Source organism: Bradyrhizobium sp. 132 (assembly GCF_023074185.1).
In the GTDB taxonomy this organism is placed as follows: Bacteria; Pseudomonadota; Alphaproteobacteria; order Rhizobiales; family Xanthobacteraceae; genus Bradyrhizobium.
In genome coordinates, this window is sequence record NZ_JADPKY010000126.1 from 283,611 (window position 1) to 306,152 (window position 22,542).

The window sequence follows — 22,542 nt, forward strand, 5'->3', positions numbered from 1 at the left end:
TACGCTCCTTGCAAAACAAGAAGCAGGGAGTGGATTCGTGCCCAATAGATTGCTGTCCCGCCGTCGCGTGCTCACCGGTGCTGCCGGCCTCTCGGCCGCAGCGATCCTGCCGCGATCGAGCCTGGCAGACTGGAAACCCACCGAAAACGTCCGCGTCGTGGTGCCCGCCGCCGCCGGCGGTTCGACCGACGTGATGGGCCGGCTCCTGGCCGCGCATCTGCAGACCGCCTGGGGCCAGTCGGCCGTCGTTGAAAACCGCTCCGGTGGCGGCGGCACGATCGGCGCGGCCGAGGTGGTCCGTTCGAAGCCGGACGGCCACACCATCCTGATCGGCAATCCCGGTCCGAACGCAATCGCCTACAGCATTTTCAAGAACCTCACCTACAAGCCGGACCAGCTCCAGCCGGTCTCCAACATGATCCGGATCCCGAACATCGTCTCGGCGCATCCGAAGACCGGCATCAAGTCGATCGCCGAGCTGATCGCCTATCTCAAAACCAATCCCGACAAGCTCAGCTACGCCTCCTCCGGCGTCGGCCAGAGCCCTCACCTCACCGGCGCCTGGTTTCTCCAGCTCACCGGCCTGAAGATGACGCACATCCCGTTCCGCGGCGCTGGTCCCGCGCTCCAGGCGGCGCTCGCCGGCGACATCCAGATTCTGTTCGACAACCTCTATCCGAGCCTGCCGCAGGTGCAGAACGGCACCCTCACCGGCCTCTGCGTCACCACGACCGAGCGCAGCGACCTCGCGCCGAACCTGCCGACCATGCGCGAGAGTGCGCCGGAGCTGGCGAATTTCGACGTCTCGTCGTGGTTCTCGGTTTTCCTGCCGAAGGGCGTCTCTCCTGCCGTGCTCGAGGCGCTCAATCTCCAGGTGAAAGCGATGCTCGAGCGCGACGACATCAAGAAGAACATCGTCGCTATGGGCGCCCGTGCCGACTACGGCACGCCGCAGCAGTTTGCCGAATTCGTGGACGTCGAGACGAAGAAGTTCGCCGGCATCATCCAGAAGGAAGGGCTGCAGATGGACGTGCAGTAGGCGTCACTTCCGTCATTGCGAGCGCAGCGAAGCAATCCAGAATCCCTTCGCGGAGAGACCCTGGATTGCTTCGTCGCAAGAGCTCCTCGCAATGACGGATTGAAAGCATCCAACCTATCGAACAGAAAACCCCGCGGCTCACGCCGCGGGGTTTTGTCTTGTTCGTTCGCGCCGCTCAGTGCGCCAAAATCGCCAGCAGCAGCAGCGCCACGATGTTCGTGATCTTGATCATCGGATTCACCGCGGGACCTGCCGTGTCCTTGTAGGGATCGCCGACGGTGTCGCCGGTCACGGCCGCCTTGTGAGCATCACTGCCCTTGCCGCCGAAATGACCGTCCTCGATGTACTTCTTGGCGTTGTCCCAGGCGCCGCCGCCCGAGGTCATGGAGATCGCGACGAACAGGCCCGTCACGATCACGCCGAGCAGCATCGCACCCACGGCCGAGAACGCCGCCGACTTGCCGGCGACGCCGCCGCCCGCGATGGCGTAGATCAGGAAGTAGACCACGATCGGCGATAGAACCGGCAGCAGCGAGGGGATGATCATCTCCTTGATTGCCGCACGGGTGAGCAGGTCGACCGCCTTGCCGTAGTCCGGCTTGTCGGTGCCCTGCATGATGCCCGGCTTCTCGCGGAACTGCCGGCGCACCTCCTCGACGATGGCGCTCGCCGCGCGGCCCACAGCCGTCATGCCCATCGCGCCGAACAGATACGGCAACAGACCGCCGAACAGCAGGCCCACCACCACGTAGGGGTTGTTGAGCGAGAAGTCCGGATTGACGCCGGCGAAGTAGGGATGGTGCGCGGAGTCTGCAACGAAGAACTTGAGGTCCTGGTTGTAGGCCGCGAACAGCACCAACGCACCGAGACCGGCGGAGCCGATCGCGTAGCCCTTGGTCACCGCCTTGGTGGTGTTGCCGACCGCGTCGAGCGCGTCGGTCGACTTGCGCACCTCCTTCGGCAGGCCCGCCATCTCGGCAATGCCGCCGGCGTTGTCGGTCACCGGACCGAACGCGTCGAGCGCAACGACCATGCCGGCCAGCGCCAGCATGGTGGCAGTCGCGATCGCGATGCCGAACAGGCCGGCGAGGCTGTGGGTGACAAGGATGCCGGCGATGATGACGATCGCGGGCAGCGCGGTCGACTCCATCGAGATGGCAAGGCCCTGGATCACGTTGGTGCCGTGGCCGGTCACCGAGGCCTGGGCGATCGACTTCACCGGACGATAGTCGGTGCCGGTGTAGTATTCGGTGATCCAGATGATCAGCGCGGTGACGATGAGGCCGACCACGCCGCACTCGAACAGCGCCATGCCGGTGTAGTCGACGCCGTCGAGCTTGCCGAATCCGATCAGGTAATGGATCACGCCGGCGATGCCGACCAGCGACAGGATGCCGGTTGCGATCAGGCCCTTGTAGAGCGCGCCCATGATCGACTGGCTCGGCCCGAGCTTCACGAAGAAGGTGCCGATGATCGAGGTGATGATGCAGATGCCGCCGATGGCGAGCGGCAGCGTCATCATATCCATCAGGATCGGCGTCTTGGCGAAGAAGATCGCCGCCAGCACCATGGTGGCGACCGCGGTCACCGCATAGGTCTCGAACAGGTCGGCAGCCATGCCGGCGCAGTCGCCGACATTGTCGCCGACGTTGTCGGCGATGGTCGCCGGGTTGCGCGGATCGTCCTCGGGGATACCGGCCTCGACCTTGCCGACGAGATCGCCGCCGACGTCCGCCCCCTTGGTGAAGATGCCGCCGCCGAGACGGGCGAAGATCGAGATCAGCGAGGCGCCGAAGCCGAGCGCCACCAGCGCGTCAACCACGGTCCGGCTATCGGGCGCGAGCTTCAGCGAATGGACCAGGAAGCCGAAATAGAGGGTCACGCCGAGCAGCGCGAGACCCGCCACCAGCATGCCGGTGATCGCACCCGCCTTGAAGGCGAGTTCGAGGCCGCCGGCAAGCGATGTCGTCGCCGCCTGCGCGGTGCGCACATTGGCGCGGACCGAGACGTTCATGCCGATGAAGCCGGCACCTCCCGACAGGATGGCGCCGATCAAAAAGCCGACCGCGACATAGAGACCGAGCAGATAGGCAAGCAACACGAAGATGACGATGCCGACGATACCGATCGTGGTGTACTGACGCCGCAGGTAGGCCTGTGCGCCTTCGCGTACTGCCTCCGCGATCTCCTGCATGCGCGGCGACCCCGCATCCGCACTCAAAACCGAAGATGTCGCCCAGATCGCGTAGACGACGGAAAGCACTCCGCAGAGCACAATCAACCATAATGCTGTCATGTGATTTTTTGCCTCAGATCCTTGATGAACGTACCCCCGGCGCCTTTTATTTTCCGTCGTGCGGTGCGGCGCCTTGATGTTGAACAAGGCCGCCCTTGCCCGAAGGCGCGGCCCTAGTCGGTCACAAGCTTGCCAAAATCAAATTGAGGGTGCAACGCCGGATAAGGCCGAAAAAGCCGATCTCGGCAGGTATTTAGGCTCAGTCGGAGAGACTGGACGCCGGTTTGGGGCAATTCCTAGAAGTGGCTGTAGGACAGCCGCTTCAAGGCCAGTTCCTGGCCCTGCCCGTCCAGGAAGCGCGCCGGCTCGTGGCCAGCCATGATCGTGCCGATGGCCGTGACGGTAAGGCCTGCCGCCCGTCCCAAGGCAATCAGCGCGTCGCTTTGCGCCGGCGGCACCGTGCACAGCACCTCGTAATCGTCACCCCCGGCCAGCAGCGTCTCAACGCAAACGACGTTGGCCGCGATCAGGCCGGCCGCAGCAGCCGAGAGCGGCACGCTCGCCACGTCGATCGTGGCCGAGACGCCTGATGCCGCACAGAGCTTTGTCAGATCTCCGGCAAGGCCGTCGGAGACATCCATCGCAGCCGTCGCATGCTCACGCACCGCCTGCGCGAGAGCATTGCGCGGCTGCGGCACGCGATAGCGCGAGATCAGCACCTCGCGCGCGTGCGGATCGGAGGCCAGCGCACCCGCTACCGCGCCGCCCTTGAGAACATCAAGGCCGAGCGCGGCGTCCCCAATTGTCCCCGTCACCAGGATGCGGTCACCCGGCCTTGCACCGGTGCGGCCGACCATCTGCCCCCGCGGCACGCGGCCGAAGGCGGTGATCGAGATCATCTGCGGCCCCGGCGTCGACACCGTGTCGCCGCCGAGCAGCGGGCAGGCAAAGGTTTTCGCGTCCTCGCCCAGCGCATCCGCGAACGGCCTGAGCCAGGCGTCCTCCTTGCTGCGCAGCGCCAGCGTCAGCACGAAGCCGGCAGGGGTCGCGCCCTTGGCCGCGAGATCGGACAGATTCACCCGCAGCGCCTTGCGCGCGATGGTGTCGGGCTGATCGGTGGCAAGATAATGCACGCCCTCCACCACCGCATCGGTGGTGACGACGATATCCTCGCCTTGGGATTTCAGGATGGCGGCATCGTCCACCAGCCCTAGCGCGCCGGGATCGGTCGCCAGCGGCTTGAAATAGCGCGCGATGAGAGAGTCTTCGGCGGATACCGGTTCTTTGTCCTGCGTCACGGTACTAGACCCGTCATCCTGAGGTGCGAGCCCTTGCGAGCCTCGAAGGATGCGCGGCCGAGATGCACCCTCAGTGGCACGCCGCCGTCCTTCGAGGCCTCCGCTTCGCTCCGGCACCTCAGGATGACGGCTACGGCGGAGGTCGTCTCAATCTACCCTCTCCCGAACTCGTCACCGCGAAACTGGCGGCCGATCTGGTCGAGCACCGCGTTGACCATGCCGGTCTCCTCGCGATCGACGAAGGCGTTGGCGACATCGACATATTCGGAGACCACGACGCGGCCCGGAACGTCCTTGCGGTGCTCCAATTCGTAGGCCCCGGCCCGCAGCACCGCGCGCAGGATCGCTTCGATGCGCTTCAACGGCCAGCCCTTCGACAGCGCCTCGTCAATCAGGGGATCGAGCTTCTTCTGGTCGCGTACGACGCCGGAGACGACGTCGCGGAAGAACGCCGCTTCCGCCGGGAGATATGTATCGCCCTCGACCTCATTGCCGAGCCAGTGGCTCTCGAACTCCGCAAAAATGTCGTTGATGCCGGCGCCGGCAATGTCCATCTGGTAGAGCGCCTGCACGGCGGCGAGCCGCGCCGCACCGCGTCGGTTCGCCTTCTTCTCCGCGCCAGCCGGCGGCCTTTTGTTGTTATCGGCCATGATCAAGCCCGTGCCAGCCGGCGTTTTATCCGCAGCATCGCAATCGCGGCGCGCGCGGCATCGCCGCCCTTGTTGAGCTCGCTGGCGCGCGCCCGCGCCCAGGCCTGCGCCTCGGTGTTGACTGTGAGGATGCCGTTGCCGAGCGGCAGCTTGCGCGCCACCGCGAGGTCCATCAGCGCGCGCGAGGATTCCTGCGAGACGATCTCGAAATGAATGGTGTCGCCACGGATCACGCAGCCGAGCGCGATCACGGCGTCATAGGGCTTGCCATTGGCAGCCGCGGCATCGATGGCAATCGCCACCGCCGCCGCGATCTCCAGCGCGCCGGGAACCGTGATGACATCATGGGTCAGGCCCGCCGCCTTCAACTCGGCCACTGCGCCGTCCAGAAGCGCGTCCTGGAGATCGTCATAGAACCGCGCCTCGACAATCAGCGCGCGCGCGCCGGAAATGTCGGTCTGGTCCTTCAGGGGTGCACGCCGTGCGTCAGCCATAATCGATCCGTTTCACAGGGGTTGGCGCTATGTAGTCGCCGCCAGCGGGTAAGCCAAGTTCAAAGACGCCGTCACTTCATTTCCGTCAGCCGCGCCGCGTAGCGGGCCATCAAATCGACCTCAATATTGACCTCGGTGCTTGCCTTCCAGGTACCGATCGTCGTGACCGTCAGGGTGTGCGGGATGATCAGCACCGAAAAGATCACGTCCTTCACCGTATTAACCGTCAGCGACACGCCGTCGAGCGTGATCGAGCCCTTGGTCGCGATGAACCGCGCCAGCTCCCGCGTCGTGGAGAGCTCGAACCGAGCCATGTCGGGCAGGTCCTCGCGGCTGACGAGGGTCGCGATGCCATCGGCGTGGCCGGCGACGATATGCCCGCCAAGCTCGTCGCCGATTTTGAGCGCACGCTCGAGGTTGAGCCTCGTGCCGACCCTCCAGTGCTTTGCGGTCGTCAGCGCCAGCGTCTCGGCCGCAGCATCGACGTCGAACCAGGTGGAGCCACTTTCGACACCCGAGGCGACGACGGTCAGGCAGACGCCGTTGCAGGCGATCGAGGCGCCATCGGCAATGGTGGTCTGATCGTAGCGGCAGGTGATGCGCAGCCGGTGCAACTGGCCCTGCGCCGTCGGCGCGAAGCCGACGATCTCGCCGATATCGGTGACAATGCCGGTGAACATGTTATGCGCGCTCGTAGACGGTGAGAGTATCGTGCTCGAATGTCTCGCTAGCATGAACCTTGTAGGCCTGCGACTGCGTGATTTTCGACAGGGGCAATGCATCGAGCGCATCCACCCCGTCGGCGCCCACCGCTTCCGCGCCGTGGAACAGCCAGATCTCGTCGGCGAGGCCGGCCGTGACGAAGGACGCCGAAACACGGCTGCCGCCCTCGACCATCAACCGCGTGATGCCCTTGTCGGCCAGCGCCTGCAGCACGGCCGCAAGATCGAGCCCGGATGCGTTGCCCGGCGATATGCGGATCACCTGCGCACCGGCGGCGCCAAGCCGCGTGGCGGCCGCAGCTTCCGCGAGCTCAGAACCCACCACCCACAGCGGTGTCTCGCGCGCAGAGCCGACGAGCTTGCTCGCGCCGGAAATGCGCAGGCTCCGATCGAGCACCACGCGCACCGGCGAGCGCGCCGCCATGCCCGGCAGGCGGCAGTTGAGCTCCGGATCGTCCGCCAGCACCGTGCCGATGCCGATGAGGATGGCGTCGCTCTGCGCGCGCAAGAGATGCACGCGATTGCGCGCCGCCTCGCCGGTGATCGCAACCGGCTTGCCCCCGGCCGCGCCGATCTTGCCGTCGGGCGAGACCGCGAGCTTCAGGATCACATGTGGGCGGCGATCCCGGATACGGCGAAAATGCCCGGCGTGGTCGAAGGCGGCCTCCGCCGCACAAGGACCCACATCCACCGTGATGCCGGCAGCACGCAGGCGGGCGTGGCCTTGGCCGGCGACTTCCGGATTGGGATCCTCGATCGCGGACACCACCCGCTTAATGCCGGCGGCGATCACCGCGTCAGCGCAGGGCGGCGACTTGCCGAAATGCGAGCACGGCTCCAGCGTGACGTAGAGCGTGGCGCCGCGCGCGGCCTTGCCTGCACGCCGCAGCGCTTCAGGCTCGCCATGCGGCCGTCCGCCAGGCTGGGTCCAGCCGCGGCCGACGATGACACCGTCCTTGACAATGACGGCGCCGACGGCCGGATTGGGCCAGGTGCGCCCCTGCCCGCGCCGGCCGAGCGCCAGCGCCAGCGCCATGAAGCGCCGATCGGTATCCCTGGACTCGCGGGCCTTCTGCGCAAATTGATCCTCCAGGATGCGGAAGATCATTTGCGGATCGCGGCGAGCCGCGCTTGCTCCTCACCGGAGAGCTCGCCGAGCACGTCGGCGAAATCCTTGGCCTCGCGGAAATTGCGGTAGACCGAGGCGAAGCGCACATAGGCGACGTCGTCGAGCGTGCGCAGATGCTCCATCACGGTCTCGCCGATTACCTCGGAGGAGATTTCGGCCTCGCCCCCGGTCTCGAGCTCGCGCACGATGGTGGAGACCATCTTCTCGACCCGCTCCGGCTCGACCTGTCGCTTGCGCAAGGAGATCGACACCGATCGCATCAGCTTGTCGCGGTCGAACGGCACGCGGCGGCCGTTGCGCTTGATCACCGTGAGCTCGCGCAGCTGCACGCGCTCGAAAGTGGTGAAGCGGAAATTGCAGGCGACGCAAACGCGCCGCCTGCGGATCACGGAAGAGTCCTCGGTCGGACGCGAGTCCTTTACCTGCGTATCGAGACTGTTGCAGTTCGGGCAGCGCATCCGTTTAACCCAACCTTACTGGTAGATCGGAAACCGGTCGGTGAGCGCCTTGACCCGTTCCTTGATCGCGGCTTCCACCAGCGGCGCCTTGCCGTCGTCGGACTGCGCGATCGCGTTCAGGACTTCGACGATCATGCTGCCGACCTGCTGGAATTCAGCGACGCCGAAGCCGCGCGTGGTTGCCGCCGGCGTGCCCAGCCGAATACCGGAGGTGACAAACGGCGAGGCGGGGTCGAAGGGAATGCCGTTCTTGTTGCAAGTGATGGCGGCGCGGACCAGCGCCTTCTCCGAGACGTTGCCCTTCAGGCCCTTCGGCCGGAGGTCAACGAGCATCAGATGGTTATCGGTGCCGCCGGAGACAATGTCGAACCCGTGGCCCTTGAGGGTTTCGGCCAGCGCCTTGGCGTTCTCGACGACGTTCTTCGCATAGACCTTGAAGTCCGGACGCAGCGCCTCGCCAAAGGCCACCGCTTTCGCCGCGATCACGTGCATCAGCGGTCCGCCCTGAAGACCCGGGAAGATCGCCGAATTGAGCTTCTTGGTCAGCGCCTCGTCATTCCACAGCATCAGCCCGCCGCGCGGACCGCGCAGCGACTTGTGCGTCGTGGTGGTGGTGATGTGGGCATGCGGCACGGGTGAGGCATGCACGCCGCCGGCCACGAGGCCCGCGAAGTGCGCCATGTCGACCAACAGGTACGCGCCGACGCTGTCCGCGATCTCGCGGAAACGCTTGAAGTCCCAGGCGCGCGAATAGGCCGAGCCGCCGGCGACGATCAGCTTCGGCTTGACCTCTTCGGCCTGCTTGGCGACCGCGTCCATGTCGATGATCTGGTCCTCACGGCGCACGGTGTAGTGCGCCGCCTTGAACCACTTGCCGCTCATGTTGACGGGCGAGCCGTGGGTGAGATGGCCACCGGCCGCAAGATCGAGGCCCATGAAGGTGTCGCCGGGCTGGAGCAGCGCCAAAAACACCGCCTGGTTCATCTGGCTGCCGGAATTGGGTTGCACGTTGGCAAAGCCGGCGCCGAACAGCTTCTTGGCGCGATCGATCGCGAGATTCTCGGCGACGTCGACCCACTCACAACCGCCGTAATAGCGCGCGCCGGGATAACCTTCCGCGTATTTGTTGGTCATCACCGAACCCTGCGCTTCCAGCACGGCACGGCTGACGATGTTCTCGGAGGCGATCAGCTCGACCTCATGACGCTGCCGGCCGAGCTCGCCCTTGATGGCGGCTGCGATTTCCGGGTCGGCCTGGTCGAGCGAGGCGGTGAAAAACGAATCGGGGGCGGAGGCGGTTTTGGCGAAGGTCATCTTGCGAATATCTCCACCGCCGCAGCCTTTTGGCGGGCTACGGGCGGGTCTGGTGTGGCGATCGGAAGCGGCGAGCGCGATCTACCACATCGCCCGCCCCCGGCCAAGGGTTTGCGGGTCGGGCGTGATATTTGTGCAAGATATGGTGGGAGTGAAGGTTTTCGGCGCTGGGGCGGTTCTATGGAATCACCCGTCTGCGACCCTCCGAAATGGGGCCGCTTTGAGCCTCAAACGTCGCGCCGGACCCGCCAGGCGAGGTCAGCGTCCCGTCACAGCCCGGTATATCCCGCCTTCACCGGGTCCACGCTGCCGTCGAGCTGGCGCAGATAGGTCAGGCCGCAGACCGTCAACCTGTGGGTGTCCTTCTCGCCGGCTTCCATCAACGTATTGAGATAGTTCGTGACCTTGGCCCTCGCCTCCGCGCTCGCCGCAGAGCTGCGGTTGGCGAGCAGGTCATAGGTCTGCATGATGCGGTCGATGGCAGCTTCCATGGCATCCTCTGGTTCTTCGACATGTTGGGAGTTGTGATCAGGCAACCGCTTTGGCCTCGGACTGCGCTTCGAACCTGGCGATGGCCTTGTTGGCCAGCCTGATCTTGTTGAATTCGCCGTGCTGGAGCAGTTTGATGACGATCTCGAGCAGGCGTTCGTCGGTGACGAGGGTGTCGCGGATCGCGCCGGAGCGGCGAAGATAGTTCGCGGCGATGGCATATGCCTCGCTCACGAGTTCCACGTTCCCCCCCACGCCACGCTCGACCAGCATCGTCAGCCTCCGATCCGAAGAGGATAAGCGCGGAACCGGGAACTCGTTCCCGCCGGTTGGCGATTTTTTTCGCAACCGCGAAATGACAAAACGCACCGGTCCGGGCAGAGAGCCGGGCCGATGCGCTTGGGGAAGTTCAGGCACGTTCGGGAGGCTTGCCGGTCTTGTTGTGGGGCCGGCTTGGCCAAGTCTCGTCGAACGAACTCAGAGACGATACAGGATCTGGTCGGTCCAGAACCGCTCGAGGCGGTGCAGCGACTTGTTGAGGGTCGAGAACTCCTCACCGGAGATGCCACCGACCTGCTCCACCGTCTTGACGTGCTTCTGGTAGAGAGAGTCGACGATGCGGCGAACTTCCTGGCCCTGCGGCGTCAGGCGGATGCGCACCGAGCGGCGATCGACGCGCGAGCGCTGGTGATCGAGGAAGCCGAGCTCGACGAGCTTCTTCAGATTGTAGGAGACGTTGGAGCCGAGGTAATAACCGCGCGTGCGCAGTTCACCCGCGGTCAGCTCCTTGTCGCCGATGTTGTAGAGCAGGAGCGCCTGCACCGAATTGATGTCCGCACGGCCGCGGCGATCGAACTCGTCCTTGATGACGTCGAGCAGCCGGCGATGCAGCCGCTCCACCAGAGTCAAAGCTTCCAGATAGAGCGTCTGCACCGAACCCTGCTGGCCGGAGACGCGCTCTGCGGTATCTGCCGCAGTTGCGACGGCTTTCATCATGACACTTCCCCTGTTGTCGTTTTTATCGACACTCATTCGACGAAACTTGTGCTCCGTCTGATAGGTGCAACTTAAGGGGCTCGTTTGAAGATCGGCTTAAATAAGAGAATAAAGAGATCATGAATTTAAGACAGTGAATTGCGGATTAAGCCTGTGCCACAAGCACTTTCCGCAACCGTCTGTTGACTCTCGCAAGGCCCTGTTCACCCTCCGTCCGCCCCGATTGTCGCATTCCAGAACAGCCTCGCCCCGTTTCGAAACGTGCGCGTAAGAGCTGTGGCGAAATGCACGGAGTCAACGAAAAGTTACCTCGAATTTTAGGCAACCAACGGTCAACCAAGCGCGACACTCTCGTGTCCCGGACAAGCGAAGCGCAGATCCGGGACCCAGATAGCCAAGGCATGGATCGTGGAGAGATGGGCCCCGGCTCAGCAGCGCCCCACGCCGCAAGTGCGGCGCGCTGCGCTGCGTCCGGGGCACGAGAACATTGGTGTGTCGAAAGCTTCGCCTATGGCGGCCGTTCGCGTGCGGCCATCCAGGCGAGCGCGAGATAGGCGGCCAGCATGAAGGCTTCGACCCCGACCACGACCAGGCTGCCGCCGTAGATGCCGGGGAACATCAGCTCGATCACGGCCATCGACACCACGGTCGTCAGCCACACCACCGCGCCCCAGGGTGTGGCGAGCCAGAGGCCAACCGCGGCAACGAGCTCGATCACGGCGAAATAAACGGTGGCGGCCTGCCAGGCCATCGACTGGTTCTCGAACGCCTCGTCCTCGCCGCCGACGAAGCCGGTGACCTGGGCCCAGTGATAGAGACCTTTCAGGATCGAGAGCAGCGCCATCACCCGCAGGAACAGCACGAGCCGGCGCGTCCAGACATTGTCGTCGGACTCGGCACGCTCCGACGAGATCGCCGCCACCGACATTGCGTTGTCTCTGGCGTTGTCTCGGAGGGCGTCCCTGGCGCTGTCGCGGGCCGCATCGCGGGTGGAGATCTCGGACATGGCCCCTTCTGGCTGCTTTGCCCCGCAAAATCAATCGGCTGCCCAAGTCTTCAATTCTGCCTTGCGGCAGGTCAAGCCGCGGTGACGGGAACCATGCGAACTGGTATAAGAATAATTCCAGCCGGAGGAAGAATGATGGCGATCAAATACGGACGTCCGATCGAATTGCGCGAGGTTTCGCGCCGGGATGGCGCTGGCGCCTCCCCTGCCCTCGATCTGACCGTCCGGCCGCGCCGCAACCGCAAGGCCGAATGGGCCCGGCGCATGGTGCGCGAGAACGTCCTCACCACCGACGATTTGATCTGGCCGCTGTTTTTGATCGACGGCAACAACAAGCGCGAGCAGATCGCCTCGATGCCGGGCGTCGAGCGTCTTAGCGTCGATCAGGCCGTGCGCGAGGCCGAGCGCGCGATGAAGCTCACCATCCCTTGCCTCGCGCTGTTTCCCTACACCGACCCTTCCTTGCGCGACGAGGAAGGCTCGGAGGCCACCAACCCGAACAATCTGGTCTGCCAGGCGGTGCGCGCGATCAAGAAGGAGTTTCCGGAGGTCGGCATTCTCTGCGACGTTGCGCTCGATCCCTTCACCAGCCACGGCCATGACGGCCTGATCTCCGACGGCAAGATTTTGAACGACGAGACGGTCGCCGTGCTGGTGCGTCAGGCCCTGGTGCAGGCCGAAGCCGGCTGCGACATCATCGCGCCCTCCGACATGATGGACGGCCGCGTCGCCGCGATCCGCGAGGGCCTGGATCGCACCGGCCTGCTCGACGTGCAGATCATGGCCTATGCCGCAAAATACGCCTCCGCCTTCTACGGCCCGTTCCGCGACGCCATCGGTTCGGCCAAGACGCTCACCGGCGACAAGCGCACCTATCAGATGGACAGCGCCAACACGGATGAAGCGCTACGCGAGGTCGAGCTCGACATCGCCGAGGGCGCCGACATGGTGATGGTGAAGCCCGGCATGCCCTATCTCGACGTGGTCCGCCGCGTAAAGGACACCTTCGCAATGCCGACCTTCGCCTACCAGGTCTCCGGCGAATACGCGATGATCGCGGCCGCCGCGAACAACGGCTGGCTCGACGGCGACCGCGCCATGATGGAGAGCTTGTTGGCGTTCAAGCGCGCCGGCGCCGATGGCGTGCTGAGCTACTTTGCACCGAAGGTGGCGGAGAAGCTGCGCGCGCAGGGGTAAGGCACGCCGGTCCCGGGTTTGTAGCGGTCGCAACTCGCCCCACCGCCCCCGAATCGCCGGAATATTTCGGCTTGTTAACGCCAGCGCGCCCTTGGCACACGGACGGCCTGTTCCCATCTCCTGCCACGGGAGTTTTCCCTTGGGAGGACGGACATGTCTTATTCGGATTCGGGCAACGCCTGGCGCAATGACGGCGGAGCGCAGCCGCACGCCTACGATCCCTATCTGCACCCGGAACTGTTCCGCGGCGTTGCGACGCGGCGGGTGTTCGCCTTCCTGATCGACATGGTCGTGATCTCGGTGCCGGTGATCCTCGGCTACCTCTTCATCGCGGTATTCGGCGTGGTCACGCTCGGCATCGGCTGGGCGCTGTTCTGGCTGGCCTGGCCGGCTTCCGTGATCTGGGCCATCGTCTATTACGGCGCCTGTATCGGCGGTCCGTCGTCCGCGACGATCGGCATGCGCCTGATGGATCTGGAGCTGCGCACCTGGTACGGCGCGCCGGGCTATTTCGTGCTCGGCGCCACCCACGCCGTGCTGTTCTGGGTGACGGTCTCGTTCCTGTCGCCCTTCGTGGTGCTGGTTGGGCTGTTCAACGGCCGCAGGCGCTTGCTGCAGGATTTCGTGCTGGGAACGGTCGTGATCAACAATTCCGTTCGCGCGCCGGTGCCGCAGGGCGCGCGGACCTACTGAACAACGACCTTTTGATCAAGGACCTACTGATCAAGAACCTATCAACCTGGACCCGCTATGCTGCCCCATCTGACCTGCCGAGTTGACCGATTGACCGGGGGCTTTGGTAGCGCGATGCTGATACGTATTTTGGAGGCCCACGACGTCCCTTGACCCAGCACTCGCGCGACACCCCCCAATTTTACCTCACGGCGCCCTCCCCCTGCCCCTATCTGCCGGGCCGGCACGAGCGCAAGGTGTTTACGCACCTCGTGGGTGAGCGCGCCGGCGACCTCAACGACCTCCTGACCCATGGCGGTTTCCGTCGCAGCCAGTCGATCGCCTACCGGCCGGCCTGCGACCAGTGCCGCGCCTGCGTCTCGGTCCGAGTGATCGCCAACGAGTTCCGCCCCTCCCGCAATTTCCGCAAGGTGATCGCGCGTAACGCCGACATCATCGGCGAGCAGCGCAGCGCGGTGCCGACCTCCGAGCAATATTCGGTGTTCCGCGCCTATCTCGATTCCCGTCACCGCCATGGCGGCATGGCCGACATGACCGTGCTCGACTACGCCATGATGGTCGAGGACAGCCACGTCGAAACCCGCATCATCGAGTACCGCAGGCGCGGTCCCGACAGCGGCATCACCGGCCGCGGCGAGGAGCTGATCGCGGTCGCGCTGACCGACGTGCTCAGCGACGGCCTGTCGATGGTTTATTCGTTCTTCGAGCCCGGCGAAGTCAGCCGCTCGATGGGCACATTCATGATCCTCGACCACATCGCCCGTGCCCGACGTCAGGGCCTTCCTTACGTCTATCTCGGCTACTGGATCGAAGGCTCGAAGAAGATGGACTACAAGGCCCGCTTCCTGCCGCAGCAGCGCCTCGCGCCGTCAGGCTGGCTGCGCATCGACGCGCAGGGCGATGCGGCGTCCGAGCCGCAGGATTGATCGGCGCGCCGATCTCATAAGCCGGGCAGCTTGTAACCTGCGAGAATGGGACCAGCTCCGGAGGTTTCCTTGTCGAGCACCTATGATCTGATCGCGCGGGGCATGGTCGAGCGCCAACAGGTGCTCTGTTTCTATCAAGGCCACCCGCGCGCAATTTGCCCCGCAATATTGGGCCATACCGATGGCCAGGAACGCACGCTCGCCTTTCAGTTTGCCGGCAGTTCCAGCAAAGGCTTGCCGCCCGGAGGGGAATGGAAGTGCTTTAGGCTGGTGGAGATGACGAGGGTCGAGCTTCAAAGCGGGGAATGGCACGCGGGCTCAAGCCATCGCGAGCGCCAACAATGTGTGAAGGTTGTAGATCTCGACGTAAATCCCCTCAGTCCTTATCAGCCGCGACGCCGGGTCTAGTCTGCGCACGGTCGGTTTGCCGAAAGACAAATGCGTGATTGCAGCTTCGGCATTTGATGCGCAGTGGCGCGCAACAGTCACGATCCGAACAGCGAATCCACGAGCAGCTTCAAGTTCAAAACCACGATGATGCCCGCGACGATCCACGCGATCGCCGCCACCCACACCGGTATGGCGAACTTGCCCATCTTGCGGCGGTCGGAGACGAAGCGGACCAGCGGGATGACGGCGAAGGGCAATTGCATCGACAGCACGACCTGGCTGAAGACCAGCAGATCAGCCGTGCCGCGCTCGCCATAGATCGCGGTGACCACGATCACCGGAATGATGGCGATGCCGCGCGTCAGCAGGCGCCGCGCCCAGCTTGGCAGGCGCAAATCGAGAAAGCCTTCCATCACGATCTGGCCGGCGAGCGTCGCTGTGACCGTTGAATTCAGGCCCGAGGCGAGCAGCGCCACCGCGAACAGCGTCGAGGCGATGCCGAGACCGAGCAGCGGCGACAGCAGCTCGAAGGCCTGGCCGATCTCGGCGACGTCAGAGTGGCCGCTCTTGTGGAAGGTTGCGGCAGCCACGACGAGGATCGCAGCATTGATGAACAGCGCCAGCATCAGGGCGATGGTCGAATCTGTCGTCGCCCATTTGATCGCCTCGCGCCGGCCCGTGTCGTTGCGCTCATAGGCGCGCGTCTGCACGATCGACGAGTGCAGATAGAGATTATGCGGCATCACCGTCGCGCCGATGATGCCGATCGCGATGTAGAGCATTTCAGGGTTGGTGAAGATCTCGGTCTTCGGCACAAATCCCCTCAGCATCTCGGCAACCGGCGGTGCTGCCGCGGCAAGCTGGACCGTGAAGCAGACTGCGATCACAACAAGCATTGCGATGACGAAGGCCTCCAGGAAGCGGAAGCCGCGATTCATCAAGACCAGAAGCAGGAAGGCATCCAGCGCGGCAATCAGCGCGCCGCCGATCAGGGGAATGCCGAACAGGAGTTTGAGGGCGATCGCCGTGCCGATGACCTCGGCGAGATCGCAGGCAATGATCGCCGCCTCGCAGGCGAGCCACAGCATGAAATTCACCGCCGGCGAATAGGTCGCGCGGCAGGCCTGCGCGAGGTCGCGGTCGGTGACGATGCCGAGCCGTGCCGCCAGCGCCTGGAGCAGGATCGCCATCAAATTCGAGAGCAGGATGACGGAGAGCAGCGTGTAGCCGAACTTGGACCCGCCGGCGAGGTCGGTCGCCCAATTGCCGGGGTCCATGTAGCCCACCGAGACCAGATAGCCTGGGCCGACGAAGGCGAGCAGGCGCCGCCACCACGCACCCGCGATGGGGATTGCGACCGTGGCATTCACCTCGGCCAGGCTCTTGGTAACAGGCGCGTCGGAGCGCCAGCCGGCGGCGTCTCGGGTCAGATCGGGAGAGCGAGCATCCATGGGTAGAGAATACCGAAGCCGAGCCTTATTGCAACTAATTTGCAACTGCATCTAGCCGCATGGGTTCCCCGCGGCAGCCGCTCCTTGGCGCCCATGTCGGGAAGCGGGTGGGTTTGGCCGTCCTCGGACGCCAATACTGGCGCCAACTCGACTTTGCAGGAAATGAGCCATGTCAAATCCCCCGCGCCTCCCCGAGACATTCAACCGCCTCGCCTGGTCCAACCTGGCGGCACAGTCGGCCGAACAGATCGCGCTGGCCGCGGCTCCTATCGTCGCGGTGCTGACGCTCGGCGTGGCCGAGGGCCAGACCGGCCTGTTGCAGACCGCACTGACCCTGCCTTTCGTCCTCTTCGCCATTCCAGCCGGCCTGCTCGCTGACCGCATCTCCCGCCGTTCGCTGATGGCTGGGGCCGAGGCGCTGCGGGCTGCTGCCCTTGCGACGATCGTGCTCCTGCTCGCGCTCGGCGCCCTCAATCTGTCGCTGCTGGCGCTGCTCGGCTTTGCCGCCGTGTGCGGCACCGTCGTTTACAGCGTCGCCGCGCCGGCATTGGTCCCCTCGCTGGTGAATTCTGACCTCTTGCCGGCCGCCAATGCCCGCATCGAGCTCGCACGCACCATCGCCTTCGCCTGCGGCCCCGCGCTCGGTGGCGTACTGGTGGGATGGTGGGGCGCTAGTCCGGCCTTCGGCTTCGCCGCGGCTCTCTCGGTCATCGCCGTCGTGCTGCTCTCCGGCATCTACGAGCCCGCACGAACGCCGGCTCCACGGCGGCATCCGCTCCAGGACATCCGCGAAGGCGCGGCCTTCGTGTTTCACCATCCGCTGCTGCGGCCGGTCTTCATCACCCAGTTCATCTTCAACACCGGATGGTTCCTGCAGATCGCGGTGTTCGTGCCCTACGCCGTGCGCCACCTCGGCCTGACGGCGGCCGGGGTCGGCGCCGTGCTGACGATGTACGGTGTCGGCATGGTGATCGGCGCGCTGTTCGCCACGCGTGTGATGAAGCGCATCGCGTTCGGCACGGTCGTCGGCCTCGGCCCCGTTACCGGCTTCGTCGCCGCGGTGGTGATGGCGCTGACGGTGCTGGTCCCCTCGCCCTGGCTCGCGGGTTTGAGCTTCTTCCTGCTCGGCGTCGGGCCGATCCTGTGGGTGATCTCGACCACGACGCTGCGGCAGTCGGTGACCCCACCACGCCTCTTGGGCCGCGTCTCCGCCATCAACATCATGGGCTACGGCGCCCGCCCGGTCGGCTCGGCGCTGGGTGCGATCGTCGGCGGCCTCTGGAGCGCGGAAGCGTGCCTCTATCTCGCGGCGGCGGTGTTCGGCGTGCAGGCGCTGGTCATTTGGCTCTCGCCCGCGGTGACGCTGGATCGGCAGCCGGAAATGGTGGGCGATGAGGCGGCGGCGCGGTGTTAGCGTCGCCGCGTGTGATGGAGCAATCGGCCTAATTCGCCAGATACCGCTCGTAGCTCCCCGTCACCGGCTCGCTCGCGTCCACCTCCGGATCGAGCGTGTAGAGATCCTGCGCGCGGCCGATGCCACGTAGCGCGTAGCGGCCGGTGGAGACGAGGTAGCGGCGGCCGGCGGCGTCGAGGCCCTTGTAGAATTCCGCCGACGCCAGCAGCTCGCGATCGACCGAACGGCTCATCGAGGCGATGCGACTGACCTCGTTGACGGTCGGACCGACCACGGTGAAATCAAGCCGGTCCTCGCTGCCGATATTGCCGTAAAAGACCTCGCCGACATGCAGGCCGATATAGGCCGACGTGGTCGGACGGCCATCGGCCTCCCGCCGCACGTTCAACGCGGCGACGTTCTTGCGGAACAAATGCTCGGCGCGTAGCGCGGCGCGGCGGGCATCCGCCATGTCCTCGCCGGTGAACATCGCGAGCACGCCATCACCGATCAGCTTCAAGACGTCGCCGCCGGCGTCGTGGATCGCGTCGATCACGGCCTGCGCATAGTCGTTGAGGAACGGGATGATCTCGTCGGGGCCGATGCTCTCGCTGATCCCGGTCGAGCCGCGCAAATCCGAATACCAGAGCACGGCGTTGATGCGCTCGGTGACGCCGCGCGAGATCCGCCCACGGAGCACCTGCTCGGAGGCATCGCGGCCGAGATAGACGCGGCCGAGCGTGCGCGCGATGTCGACCTGCTGCGCCGACTTGATCGCCAGCCCCAGCACCGGCACGAGATCGCGCAGCGCCTCGAGCTCGCCTTCGACGAAGCCGCTGTCGCGGCGCGTCGTCCAGCAGGAATAGAGGCAGTCCATCAAGCCAAGCGCGCCGTTCTCGCCAAAGCGATGCACGAAAGCGAGGTAGTGCCGGTGGCCGTCCTCGGCGAGCTCGCCGATCTGCGAGAAATCCATCGACGGCGCGTCCGCGAGGTCGATCACCATCTCGTCGTCGCCGTGCTCGAGCATGTGGAAGAACACCGAGCGGCGCCAGCTCTTGGCCGCGTCGCCTTCGGCGGTCGATCCGTATTCGAACGCATCGCTCTCGTTGCTCGGACGGTCGCTCCAGCGGAAGCCGCGCCCCTCGTAGATCGGATGCAGCGTGTCGATCACGACGAGCCCGCGCGAAAGTTCCAGCCCTTCGGCGCGGCAGCGCTCGCAGAATCCGCGGAGCAGTTCGTTTTCAGGCAGGCCCGTGAGCCCCTGGCCGGTCAGCCAGTTCATCAGCGCGAGGCGGGGGGTCAATTGCATGCTCCATTATGCCGTGCATTCGTGACGGGCGAAAGGCCGCGCGCGAACGCGTGCGATTAAGGCTCCCGTCCGCAGCAGATCGAATATGTCACGGACGCTGTTGACGCGCTCTCGTCGCCGGCTGCAAATGGAACCGATGACACCGCTGACGAGACATCCAGAGACATGAGCCAGCGCCAGCTTCCGATCATCCTGGCGCTCGGCACCACGCAGACCCTGGCCTGGGCTTCGAGCTACTATCTGCCGGCGCTGCTCGCCGATCCCATGGCGCGCGACCTCGGCGTCTCCTCCAACTGGATCTTTGGCGCGTTCTCGGCCTCGCTGGTGATCTCGGCGATGCTCGGCCCGCGCATCGGGCGACAGATCGATCTCGTCGGCGGCCGGCAAGTGCTCTCGGTTTCGAACCTGACGATTGCCGCCGGCCTCGCCCTGCTGGGCCTCTCGCAATCGGTGGCGGTGATGGCGATTGCCTGGCTCGTGCTCGGCATCGGCATGGCGACGGGGCTCTATGACGCCGCCTTCGCCGCGCTCGGCCGCATCTACGGCACCGAGGCGCGCAGGCCCATCACCGGCATTACGCTGATGGCGGGCTTTGCATCGACCGTCGGCTGGCCGCTCACCGCCTGGGGGCTGTCGCATTTCGGCTGGCGCGAGACCTGCTTTGCCTGGGCGGCCGCCAATATCCTGATCGGATTGCCGCTCAACTTCTTCATGCTGCCGGCGATCAAGGGCGCTAGGCAGGCCGCGGCGACGGCCGAGAAGCCGCATCTGCCGCTCAACCGCACCATGGTGCTGCTCGCCTTCGTGTTCGCGGCGGTCTGGACCGTCACCGGCGCGATGGCCGTCCATTTCCCGCGCCTGCTAGAGGCAACGGGCGCGACGCATGTCGAGGCGATTGCGGCCGGCGCGCTGATCGGCCCCGCACAGGTGGCCGCGCGCATTCTCGAAGCGGGTTTTCTCAGTCGCTTCCATCCGCTGTGGTCGACCCGGCTCGCCTGCCTCACCCATCCGCTCGGCGCGGCCGTTCTCGCCATCTTCGGCGCTCCCGCAGCGAGCGCGTTTGCACTGCTCCACGGCTCGGGCAACGGCATTTTGACGATCGCGCGCGGCACGCTGCCGCTGTCGATCTTCGGCCCGAAGGATTTTGGCTATCGCCTCGGCATCATCGGCGCGCCGGCACGGATGGCGCAGGCCGTGGCGCCGCTGGCTTTCGGCCTGCTCATCGACGTCATGGGCACCAAGGTGCTGATCGTCTCCTCCGCGCTCAGCCTCTCGGCGCTGGCCGCGCTGTTCATGATCCGCGCGCAACCGCGGCCGGATTGACCGGGCCGGAGCTTTCGCGCACAAGCGAAGCATGACCGAAGACACAAGCCCGCCCCGCACATTCAAAGGCCTCTTGCGCTGGGCGACCACGCCGCCGCAGGCTTGGGGCGTCTATCTCCTCGCCATCATTCTTGTGTGGCTGATCTCGTTCTATGCCGGCTCGCTGAAGCCGAAGAAGGCGCCCGAAGCAAGTCCGCCCGCCGTGACCGCACCGCGGAGCTAAGCCGCCTTGGCATCGCTGGTCGCGATCCAGATGCCGGCGAACACCGCAATCAGCCCGATCAGTAGATTGGGTGTGATCGGCTCGCCGATCAGCAGCGCGGCAAGCAGGGTGGCGGCGATCGGATTGACCGTCATCGTATTGGCGACGCGGGTCGGCGTCGCGCGCGCCAGCGCCATGACCCAGAGGATGAAGGCGAGCGCGCCGCCGCCGATGCCGAGATAGATGCCGGCGATCCACTGCCCCATCGTGAAGTGATCAAGCGCGGCAAAGCTGCCCTTCACGAAGCCCGCCAGCACCAGCACGGCGGCGCCCGCGCCCATGCCGACGGTGAGAAAGCCGAGTGGGCTCGAGCGCTGCATCAGCGGACGCGACAGCACGTTGTAGAACGCCATGCAGAACACGGCACCGCTCATGATCAGCTCGCCACGCCACGCGCCGGGCGGGCTCTGCGCCAGACCCGCGGCCAGCGCCGCCGCCACACCGAGCACGGCGATGCCGACGCCCGTGATCTTGCGCGCCGTCAGCCGCTCGACGCCGAGGATCGCGCCGACCACCATGGTGTGGAGCGGCAGCGTCGCGAGAGCGAGGCTGGCCCGCGCCGCGGTCGTGTAGGACACCGCGATGTTGTAGAGGATGAAGAACAGCCCGAAGAAGCAGATGCCGAGCAGCGTCACGGCCGGCCAGTCGGACCGCTGCGGCCAGCGCACGCCGAGCATCAGCGCACATGGAAGAAGGCAAAGAAAGCCGGTCCCCCAGCGCAGGATTGCGAGCAAGATCGGATCGGCGCCACCAACGAGATAGCGGGTGATCGCCGCGGCCGTGCCGCCGAGACTGCTCGATACCAGCGCGATCGCGACCCCGGCCCATTCTCCCACAAACGTCTCCCGTTGCGGAGCTTGTTGAGGGCGCTAGCACGTCCCTGCTGCCACCGTAGTGGCAACAAGGCATTGCGGGAAGCTAGTCGTAAAACTCCGGCGCCATCTTCTGGCTGTCGCGCTGAGCCTTGTCGTGGTTGATCCAGAGCTGCGCCTTCTCCTTGCCGAGCGTGTCGGCGATCTTCTGCATCGAGGCAGCGCTCTGGTCCTTGTTGGCGTTCATGCTGGGCACGCGGCGGTTGTCCCAATTATCCCTGAAGTGCACCGCATCGCCGGACAGCACCACCGCGCCGGTCTTCGGCAACTTCACCAGCAGCGACTGGTGTCCCGGCGTATGGCCGGGCGTCGACAGGATGGTCACGCTGCCGTCGCCGAATACGTCCTTGTCGCCCGCAAGCAGCTCGACCGGATGCGACGGCTTGAAGCGCGGCTCGTTGTTGGCGCCGGGCCAATCATATTCGGCCTTCTGCACGTAGAGCGTCGCCTGCGGAAACAGCTCGACATTGCCTGTGTGGTCGGGATGGGTGTGCGAGACGGCCATCACCTTGACGTCACCGGGCTTGACGCCGAGCTGTTCGAGCTGGGCGGCAAGCGTCTTCGGCCGCCGCCAGGTCACGGCCTTGGGATCGGCGGGCGGCAAGCCATTTGGCATCGCAGCGACTGCGTCGGCGATGCCGGTGTCCCACAGGAACCAGCCCTTGGTGTGCTTGATGAGATAGCAGCTATCGACGAAATCCATCGTCTTGCCCTCGTTCAGGCCGGGCGTCCAGCGCGAGATGTCGCCGGCGGTGCCTTCCCCGCAATTGAGGACGTAGAGCTTTTCGACACCGGTCTTTTCCGACTGCGCCAGCGCCGCATGACCGGACAGAGCCAGTGCGGCGATGGCGAGAGCGAGCTTGATCCTTGGCATCATTCGTTCCTCCCTGGCAGC

24 protein-coding genes are annotated in these 22,542 nt (G+C 65.3%); 8 read left to right on the forward strand and 16 right to left on the reverse strand.

Features of this window, described 5'->3' with window-relative positions; translation table 11 throughout:
- The first annotated feature begins 37 nt into the window (after positions 1-37).
- Positions 38-1,039, forward strand: a complete 1,002-nt coding sequence (locus IVA74_RS27000; RefSeq protein ID WP_247349416.1) for a tripartite tricarboxylate transporter substrate binding protein — start codon at positions 38-40, stop codon at positions 1,037-1,039.
- A 175-nt stretch (positions 1,040-1,214) separates the two neighbouring features.
- Here the strand turns inward: IVA74_RS27000 and IVA74_RS27005 are convergent, their stop codons facing one another.
- From IVA74_RS27005 to IVA74_RS27060, 12 genes are all read right to left on the reverse strand, one after another.
- Positions 1,215-3,335: a sodium-translocating pyrophosphatase gene (locus tag IVA74_RS27005; protein WP_247349417.1), complete on the reverse strand. Its 2,121-nt coding sequence runs from the start codon at positions 3,333-3,335 to the stop codon at positions 1,215-1,217.
- Between the two features lie 236 nt (positions 3,336-3,571).
- Positions 3,572-4,573: a thiamine-phosphate kinase gene (thiL, locus tag IVA74_RS27010; protein ID WP_247349418.1), complete on the reverse strand. Its 1,002-nt coding sequence runs from the start codon at positions 4,571-4,573 to the stop codon at positions 3,572-3,574.
- Positions 4,574-4,725: 152 nt separating this feature from the next.
- Positions 4,726-5,223, reverse strand: a complete 498-nt coding sequence (gene nusB / locus IVA74_RS27015) for a transcription antitermination factor NusB (RefSeq protein WP_247349420.1) — start codon at positions 5,221-5,223, stop codon at positions 4,726-4,728.
- A 2-nt stretch (positions 5,224-5,225) separates the two neighbouring features.
- The gene (gene ribH / locus IVA74_RS27020) at positions 5,226-5,717 is read right to left on the reverse strand and encodes a 6,7-dimethyl-8-ribityllumazine synthase (RefSeq protein WP_247349421.1); all 492 of its coding nucleotides are present in this window, start codon (positions 5,715-5,717) and stop codon (positions 5,226-5,228) included.
- A gap of 71 nt (positions 5,718-5,788) precedes the next feature.
- Entirely contained in the window at positions 5,789-6,397 is a 609-nt protein-coding gene (locus IVA74_RS27025) for a riboflavin synthase (protein WP_247349422.1), read from the reverse strand.
- 1 nt (position 6,398) lies between these two features.
- Entirely contained in the window at positions 6,399-7,547 is a 1,149-nt protein-coding gene (gene ribD / locus IVA74_RS27030) for a bifunctional diaminohydroxyphosphoribosylaminopyrimidine deaminase/5-amino-6-(5-phosphoribosylamino)uracil reductase RibD (RefSeq protein WP_247349423.1), read from the reverse strand.
- On the reverse strand, positions 7,544-8,026 hold the full coding sequence (gene nrdR / locus IVA74_RS27035; RefSeq protein ID WP_247349424.1) for a transcriptional regulator NrdR: 483 nt from the start codon (positions 8,024-8,026) through the stop codon (positions 7,544-7,546). Before nrdR ends, ribD begins: the two co-directional genes overlap by 4 nt.
- A 15-nt stretch (positions 8,027-8,041) precedes the next feature.
- The gene (gene glyA, locus IVA74_RS27040) at positions 8,042-9,340 is read right to left on the reverse strand and encodes a serine hydroxymethyltransferase (protein WP_247349425.1); all 1,299 of its coding nucleotides are present in this window, start codon (positions 9,338-9,340) and stop codon (positions 8,042-8,044) included.
- Between the two features lie 269 nt (positions 9,341-9,609).
- Positions 9,610-9,831 (reverse strand): hypothetical protein, encoded by a 222-nt coding sequence (locus IVA74_RS27045; RefSeq protein ID WP_247349426.1) that lies wholly within the window; start codon positions 9,829-9,831, stop codon positions 9,610-9,612.
- Positions 9,832-9,868: 37 nt separating this feature from the next.
- A complete protein-coding gene (locus IVA74_RS27050) occupies positions 9,869-10,102 on the reverse strand; it encodes a hypothetical protein (RefSeq protein ID WP_247349427.1) in 234 nt (77 codons plus the stop codon).
- Between the two features lie 204 nt (positions 10,103-10,306).
- Positions 10,307-10,825, reverse strand: coding sequence for a MarR family winged helix-turn-helix transcriptional regulator (locus IVA74_RS27055; RefSeq protein ID WP_007603420.1), 519 nt, complete (start codon positions 10,823-10,825; stop codon positions 10,307-10,309).
- Between the two features lie 508 nt (positions 10,826-11,333).
- On the reverse strand, positions 11,334-11,831 hold the full coding sequence (locus IVA74_RS27060) for a DUF6163 family protein (RefSeq protein WP_247349428.1): 498 nt from the start codon (positions 11,829-11,831) through the stop codon (positions 11,334-11,336).
- A gap of 135 nt (positions 11,832-11,966) precedes the next feature.
- Between IVA74_RS27060 and hemB the strand changes: the two genes are divergently transcribed.
- The 4 genes from hemB (at position 11,967) to IVA74_RS27080 (ending at position 15,055) form a co-directional block, all read left to right on the forward strand.
- The gene (hemB, locus tag IVA74_RS27065) at positions 11,967-13,028 is read left to right on the forward strand and encodes a porphobilinogen synthase (RefSeq protein WP_247349494.1); all 1,062 of its coding nucleotides are present in this window, start codon (positions 11,967-11,969) and stop codon (positions 13,026-13,028) included.
- Positions 13,029-13,181: 153 nt separating this feature from the next.
- Entirely contained in the window at positions 13,182-13,721 is a 540-nt protein-coding gene (locus IVA74_RS27070) for an RDD family protein (RefSeq protein ID WP_247349429.1), read from the forward strand.
- Between the two features lie 149 nt (positions 13,722-13,870).
- The gene (locus IVA74_RS27075; RefSeq protein WP_247349430.1) at positions 13,871-14,647 is read left to right on the forward strand and encodes an arginyltransferase; all 777 of its coding nucleotides are present in this window, start codon (positions 13,871-13,873) and stop codon (positions 14,645-14,647) included.
- Between the two features lie 69 nt (positions 14,648-14,716).
- Entirely contained in the window at positions 14,717-15,055 is a 339-nt protein-coding gene (locus IVA74_RS27080; protein ID WP_247349431.1) for a hypothetical protein, read from the forward strand.
- A gap of 77 nt (positions 15,056-15,132) precedes the next feature.
- On the opposite strand, the gene IVA74_RS27085 is transcribed toward IVA74_RS27080, so the two are convergent.
- Positions 15,133-16,488, reverse strand: coding sequence for an Nramp family divalent metal transporter (locus tag IVA74_RS27085; protein WP_247349433.1), 1,356 nt, complete (start codon positions 16,486-16,488; stop codon positions 15,133-15,135).
- A 169-nt stretch (positions 16,489-16,657) separates the two neighbouring features.
- On the opposite strand from IVA74_RS27085, the gene IVA74_RS27090 reads away from it, so the two are divergent.
- Positions 16,658-17,902, forward strand: coding sequence for an MFS transporter (locus IVA74_RS27090; protein ID WP_247349435.1), 1,245 nt, complete (start codon positions 16,658-16,660; stop codon positions 17,900-17,902).
- Positions 17,903-17,930: 28 nt separating this feature from the next.
- On the opposite strand, the gene IVA74_RS27095 is transcribed toward IVA74_RS27090, so the two are convergent.
- Complete coding sequence (locus IVA74_RS27095) at positions 17,931-19,190, reverse strand: adenylate/guanylate cyclase domain-containing protein (protein ID WP_247349436.1); 1,260 nt, start codon at positions 19,188-19,190, stop codon at positions 17,931-17,933.
- Between the two features lie 165 nt (positions 19,191-19,355).
- Between IVA74_RS27095 and IVA74_RS27100 the strand changes: the two genes are divergently transcribed.
- Together IVA74_RS27100 and IVA74_RS27105 are read left to right on the forward strand one after the other, a co-directional pair.
- Complete coding sequence (locus IVA74_RS27100) at positions 19,356-20,513, forward strand: MFS transporter (protein WP_247349437.1); 1,158 nt, start codon at positions 19,356-19,358, stop codon at positions 20,511-20,513.
- 31 nt (positions 20,514-20,544) lie between these two features.
- Entirely contained in the window at positions 20,545-20,736 is a 192-nt protein-coding gene (locus IVA74_RS27105) for a hypothetical protein (protein WP_247349438.1), read from the forward strand.
- Here the strand turns inward: IVA74_RS27105 and IVA74_RS27110 are convergent.
- Both IVA74_RS27110 and IVA74_RS27115 read right to left on the reverse strand, forming a co-directional pair.
- Positions 20,733-21,611: a DMT family transporter gene (locus tag IVA74_RS27110; protein WP_247349439.1), complete on the reverse strand. Its 879-nt coding sequence runs from the start codon at positions 21,609-21,611 to the stop codon at positions 20,733-20,735. The two genes, IVA74_RS27105 and IVA74_RS27110, sit on opposite strands and share 4 nt — an antisense overlap.
- 82 nt (positions 21,612-21,693) lie before the next feature.
- Positions 21,694-22,524, reverse strand: a complete 831-nt coding sequence (locus IVA74_RS27115) for an N-acyl homoserine lactonase family protein (protein ID WP_247349440.1) — start codon at positions 22,522-22,524, stop codon at positions 21,694-21,696.
- Between the last annotated feature and the right edge of the window lie 18 nt (positions 22,525-22,542).

Excerpts from the sequence above, each read along its gene's own strand:
- IVA74_RS27005 (WP_247349417.1), bottom strand. The coding sequence starts at position 3,335 with ATGACAGCATTATGGTTGATTGTGCTCTGCGGAGTGCTTTCCGTCGTC.
- nusB (WP_247349420.1), bottom strand. The coding sequence starts at position 5,223 with ATGGCCGATAACAACAAAAGGCCGCCGGCTGGCGCGGAGAAGAAGGCG.
- ribH (WP_247349421.1), bottom strand. The coding sequence starts at position 5,717 with ATGGCTGACGCACGGCGTGCACCCCTGAAGGACCAGACCGACATTTCC.
- IVA74_RS27025 (WP_247349422.1), bottom strand. The coding sequence starts at position 6,397 with ATGTTCACCGGCATTGTCACCGATATCGGCGAGATCGTCGGCTTCGCG.
- ribD (WP_247349423.1), bottom strand. The coding sequence starts at position 7,547 with ATGATCTTCCGCATCCTGGAGGATCAATTTGCGCAGAAGGCCCGCGAG.
- nrdR (WP_247349424.1), bottom strand. The coding sequence starts at position 8,026 with ATGCGCTGCCCGAACTGCAACAGTCTCGATACGCAGGTAAAGGACTCG.
- glyA (WP_247349425.1), bottom strand. The coding sequence starts at position 9,340 with ATGACCTTCGCCAAAACCGCCTCCGCCCCCGATTCGTTTTTCACCGCC.
- IVA74_RS27045 (WP_247349426.1), bottom strand. The coding sequence starts at position 9,831 with ATGGAAGCTGCCATCGACCGCATCATGCAGACCTATGACCTGCTCGCC.
- IVA74_RS27050 (WP_247349427.1), bottom strand. The coding sequence starts at position 10,102 with ATGCTGGTCGAGCGTGGCGTGGGGGGGAACGTGGAACTCGTGAGCGAG.
- IVA74_RS27055 (WP_007603420.1), bottom strand. The coding sequence starts at position 10,825 with ATGATGAAAGCCGTCGCAACTGCGGCAGATACCGCAGAGCGCGTCTCC.
- IVA74_RS27060 (WP_247349428.1), bottom strand. The coding sequence starts at position 11,831 with ATGTCCGAGATCTCCACCCGCGATGCGGCCCGCGACAGCGCCAGGGAC.
- hemB (WP_247349494.1), top strand. The coding sequence starts at position 11,967 with ATGGCGATCAAATACGGACGTCCGATCGAATTGCGCGAGGTTTCGCGC.
- IVA74_RS27070 (WP_247349429.1), top strand. The coding sequence starts at position 13,182 with ATGTCTTATTCGGATTCGGGCAACGCCTGGCGCAATGACGGCGGAGCG.
- IVA74_RS27085 (WP_247349433.1), bottom strand. The coding sequence starts at position 16,488 with ATGGATGCTCGCTCTCCCGATCTGACCCGAGACGCCGCCGGCTGGCGC.
- IVA74_RS27090 (WP_247349435.1), top strand. The coding sequence starts at position 16,658 with ATGTCAAATCCCCCGCGCCTCCCCGAGACATTCAACCGCCTCGCCTGG.
- IVA74_RS27095 (WP_247349436.1), bottom strand. The coding sequence starts at position 19,190 with ATGCAATTGACCCCCCGCCTCGCGCTGATGAACTGGCTGACCGGCCAG.
- IVA74_RS27100 (WP_247349437.1), top strand. The coding sequence starts at position 19,356 with ATGAGCCAGCGCCAGCTTCCGATCATCCTGGCGCTCGGCACCACGCAG.
- IVA74_RS27105 (WP_247349438.1), top strand. The coding sequence starts at position 20,545 with ATGACCGAAGACACAAGCCCGCCCCGCACATTCAAAGGCCTCTTGCGC.
- IVA74_RS27115 (WP_247349440.1), bottom strand. The coding sequence starts at position 22,524 with ATGATGCCAAGGATCAAGCTCGCTCTCGCCATCGCCGCACTGGCTCTG.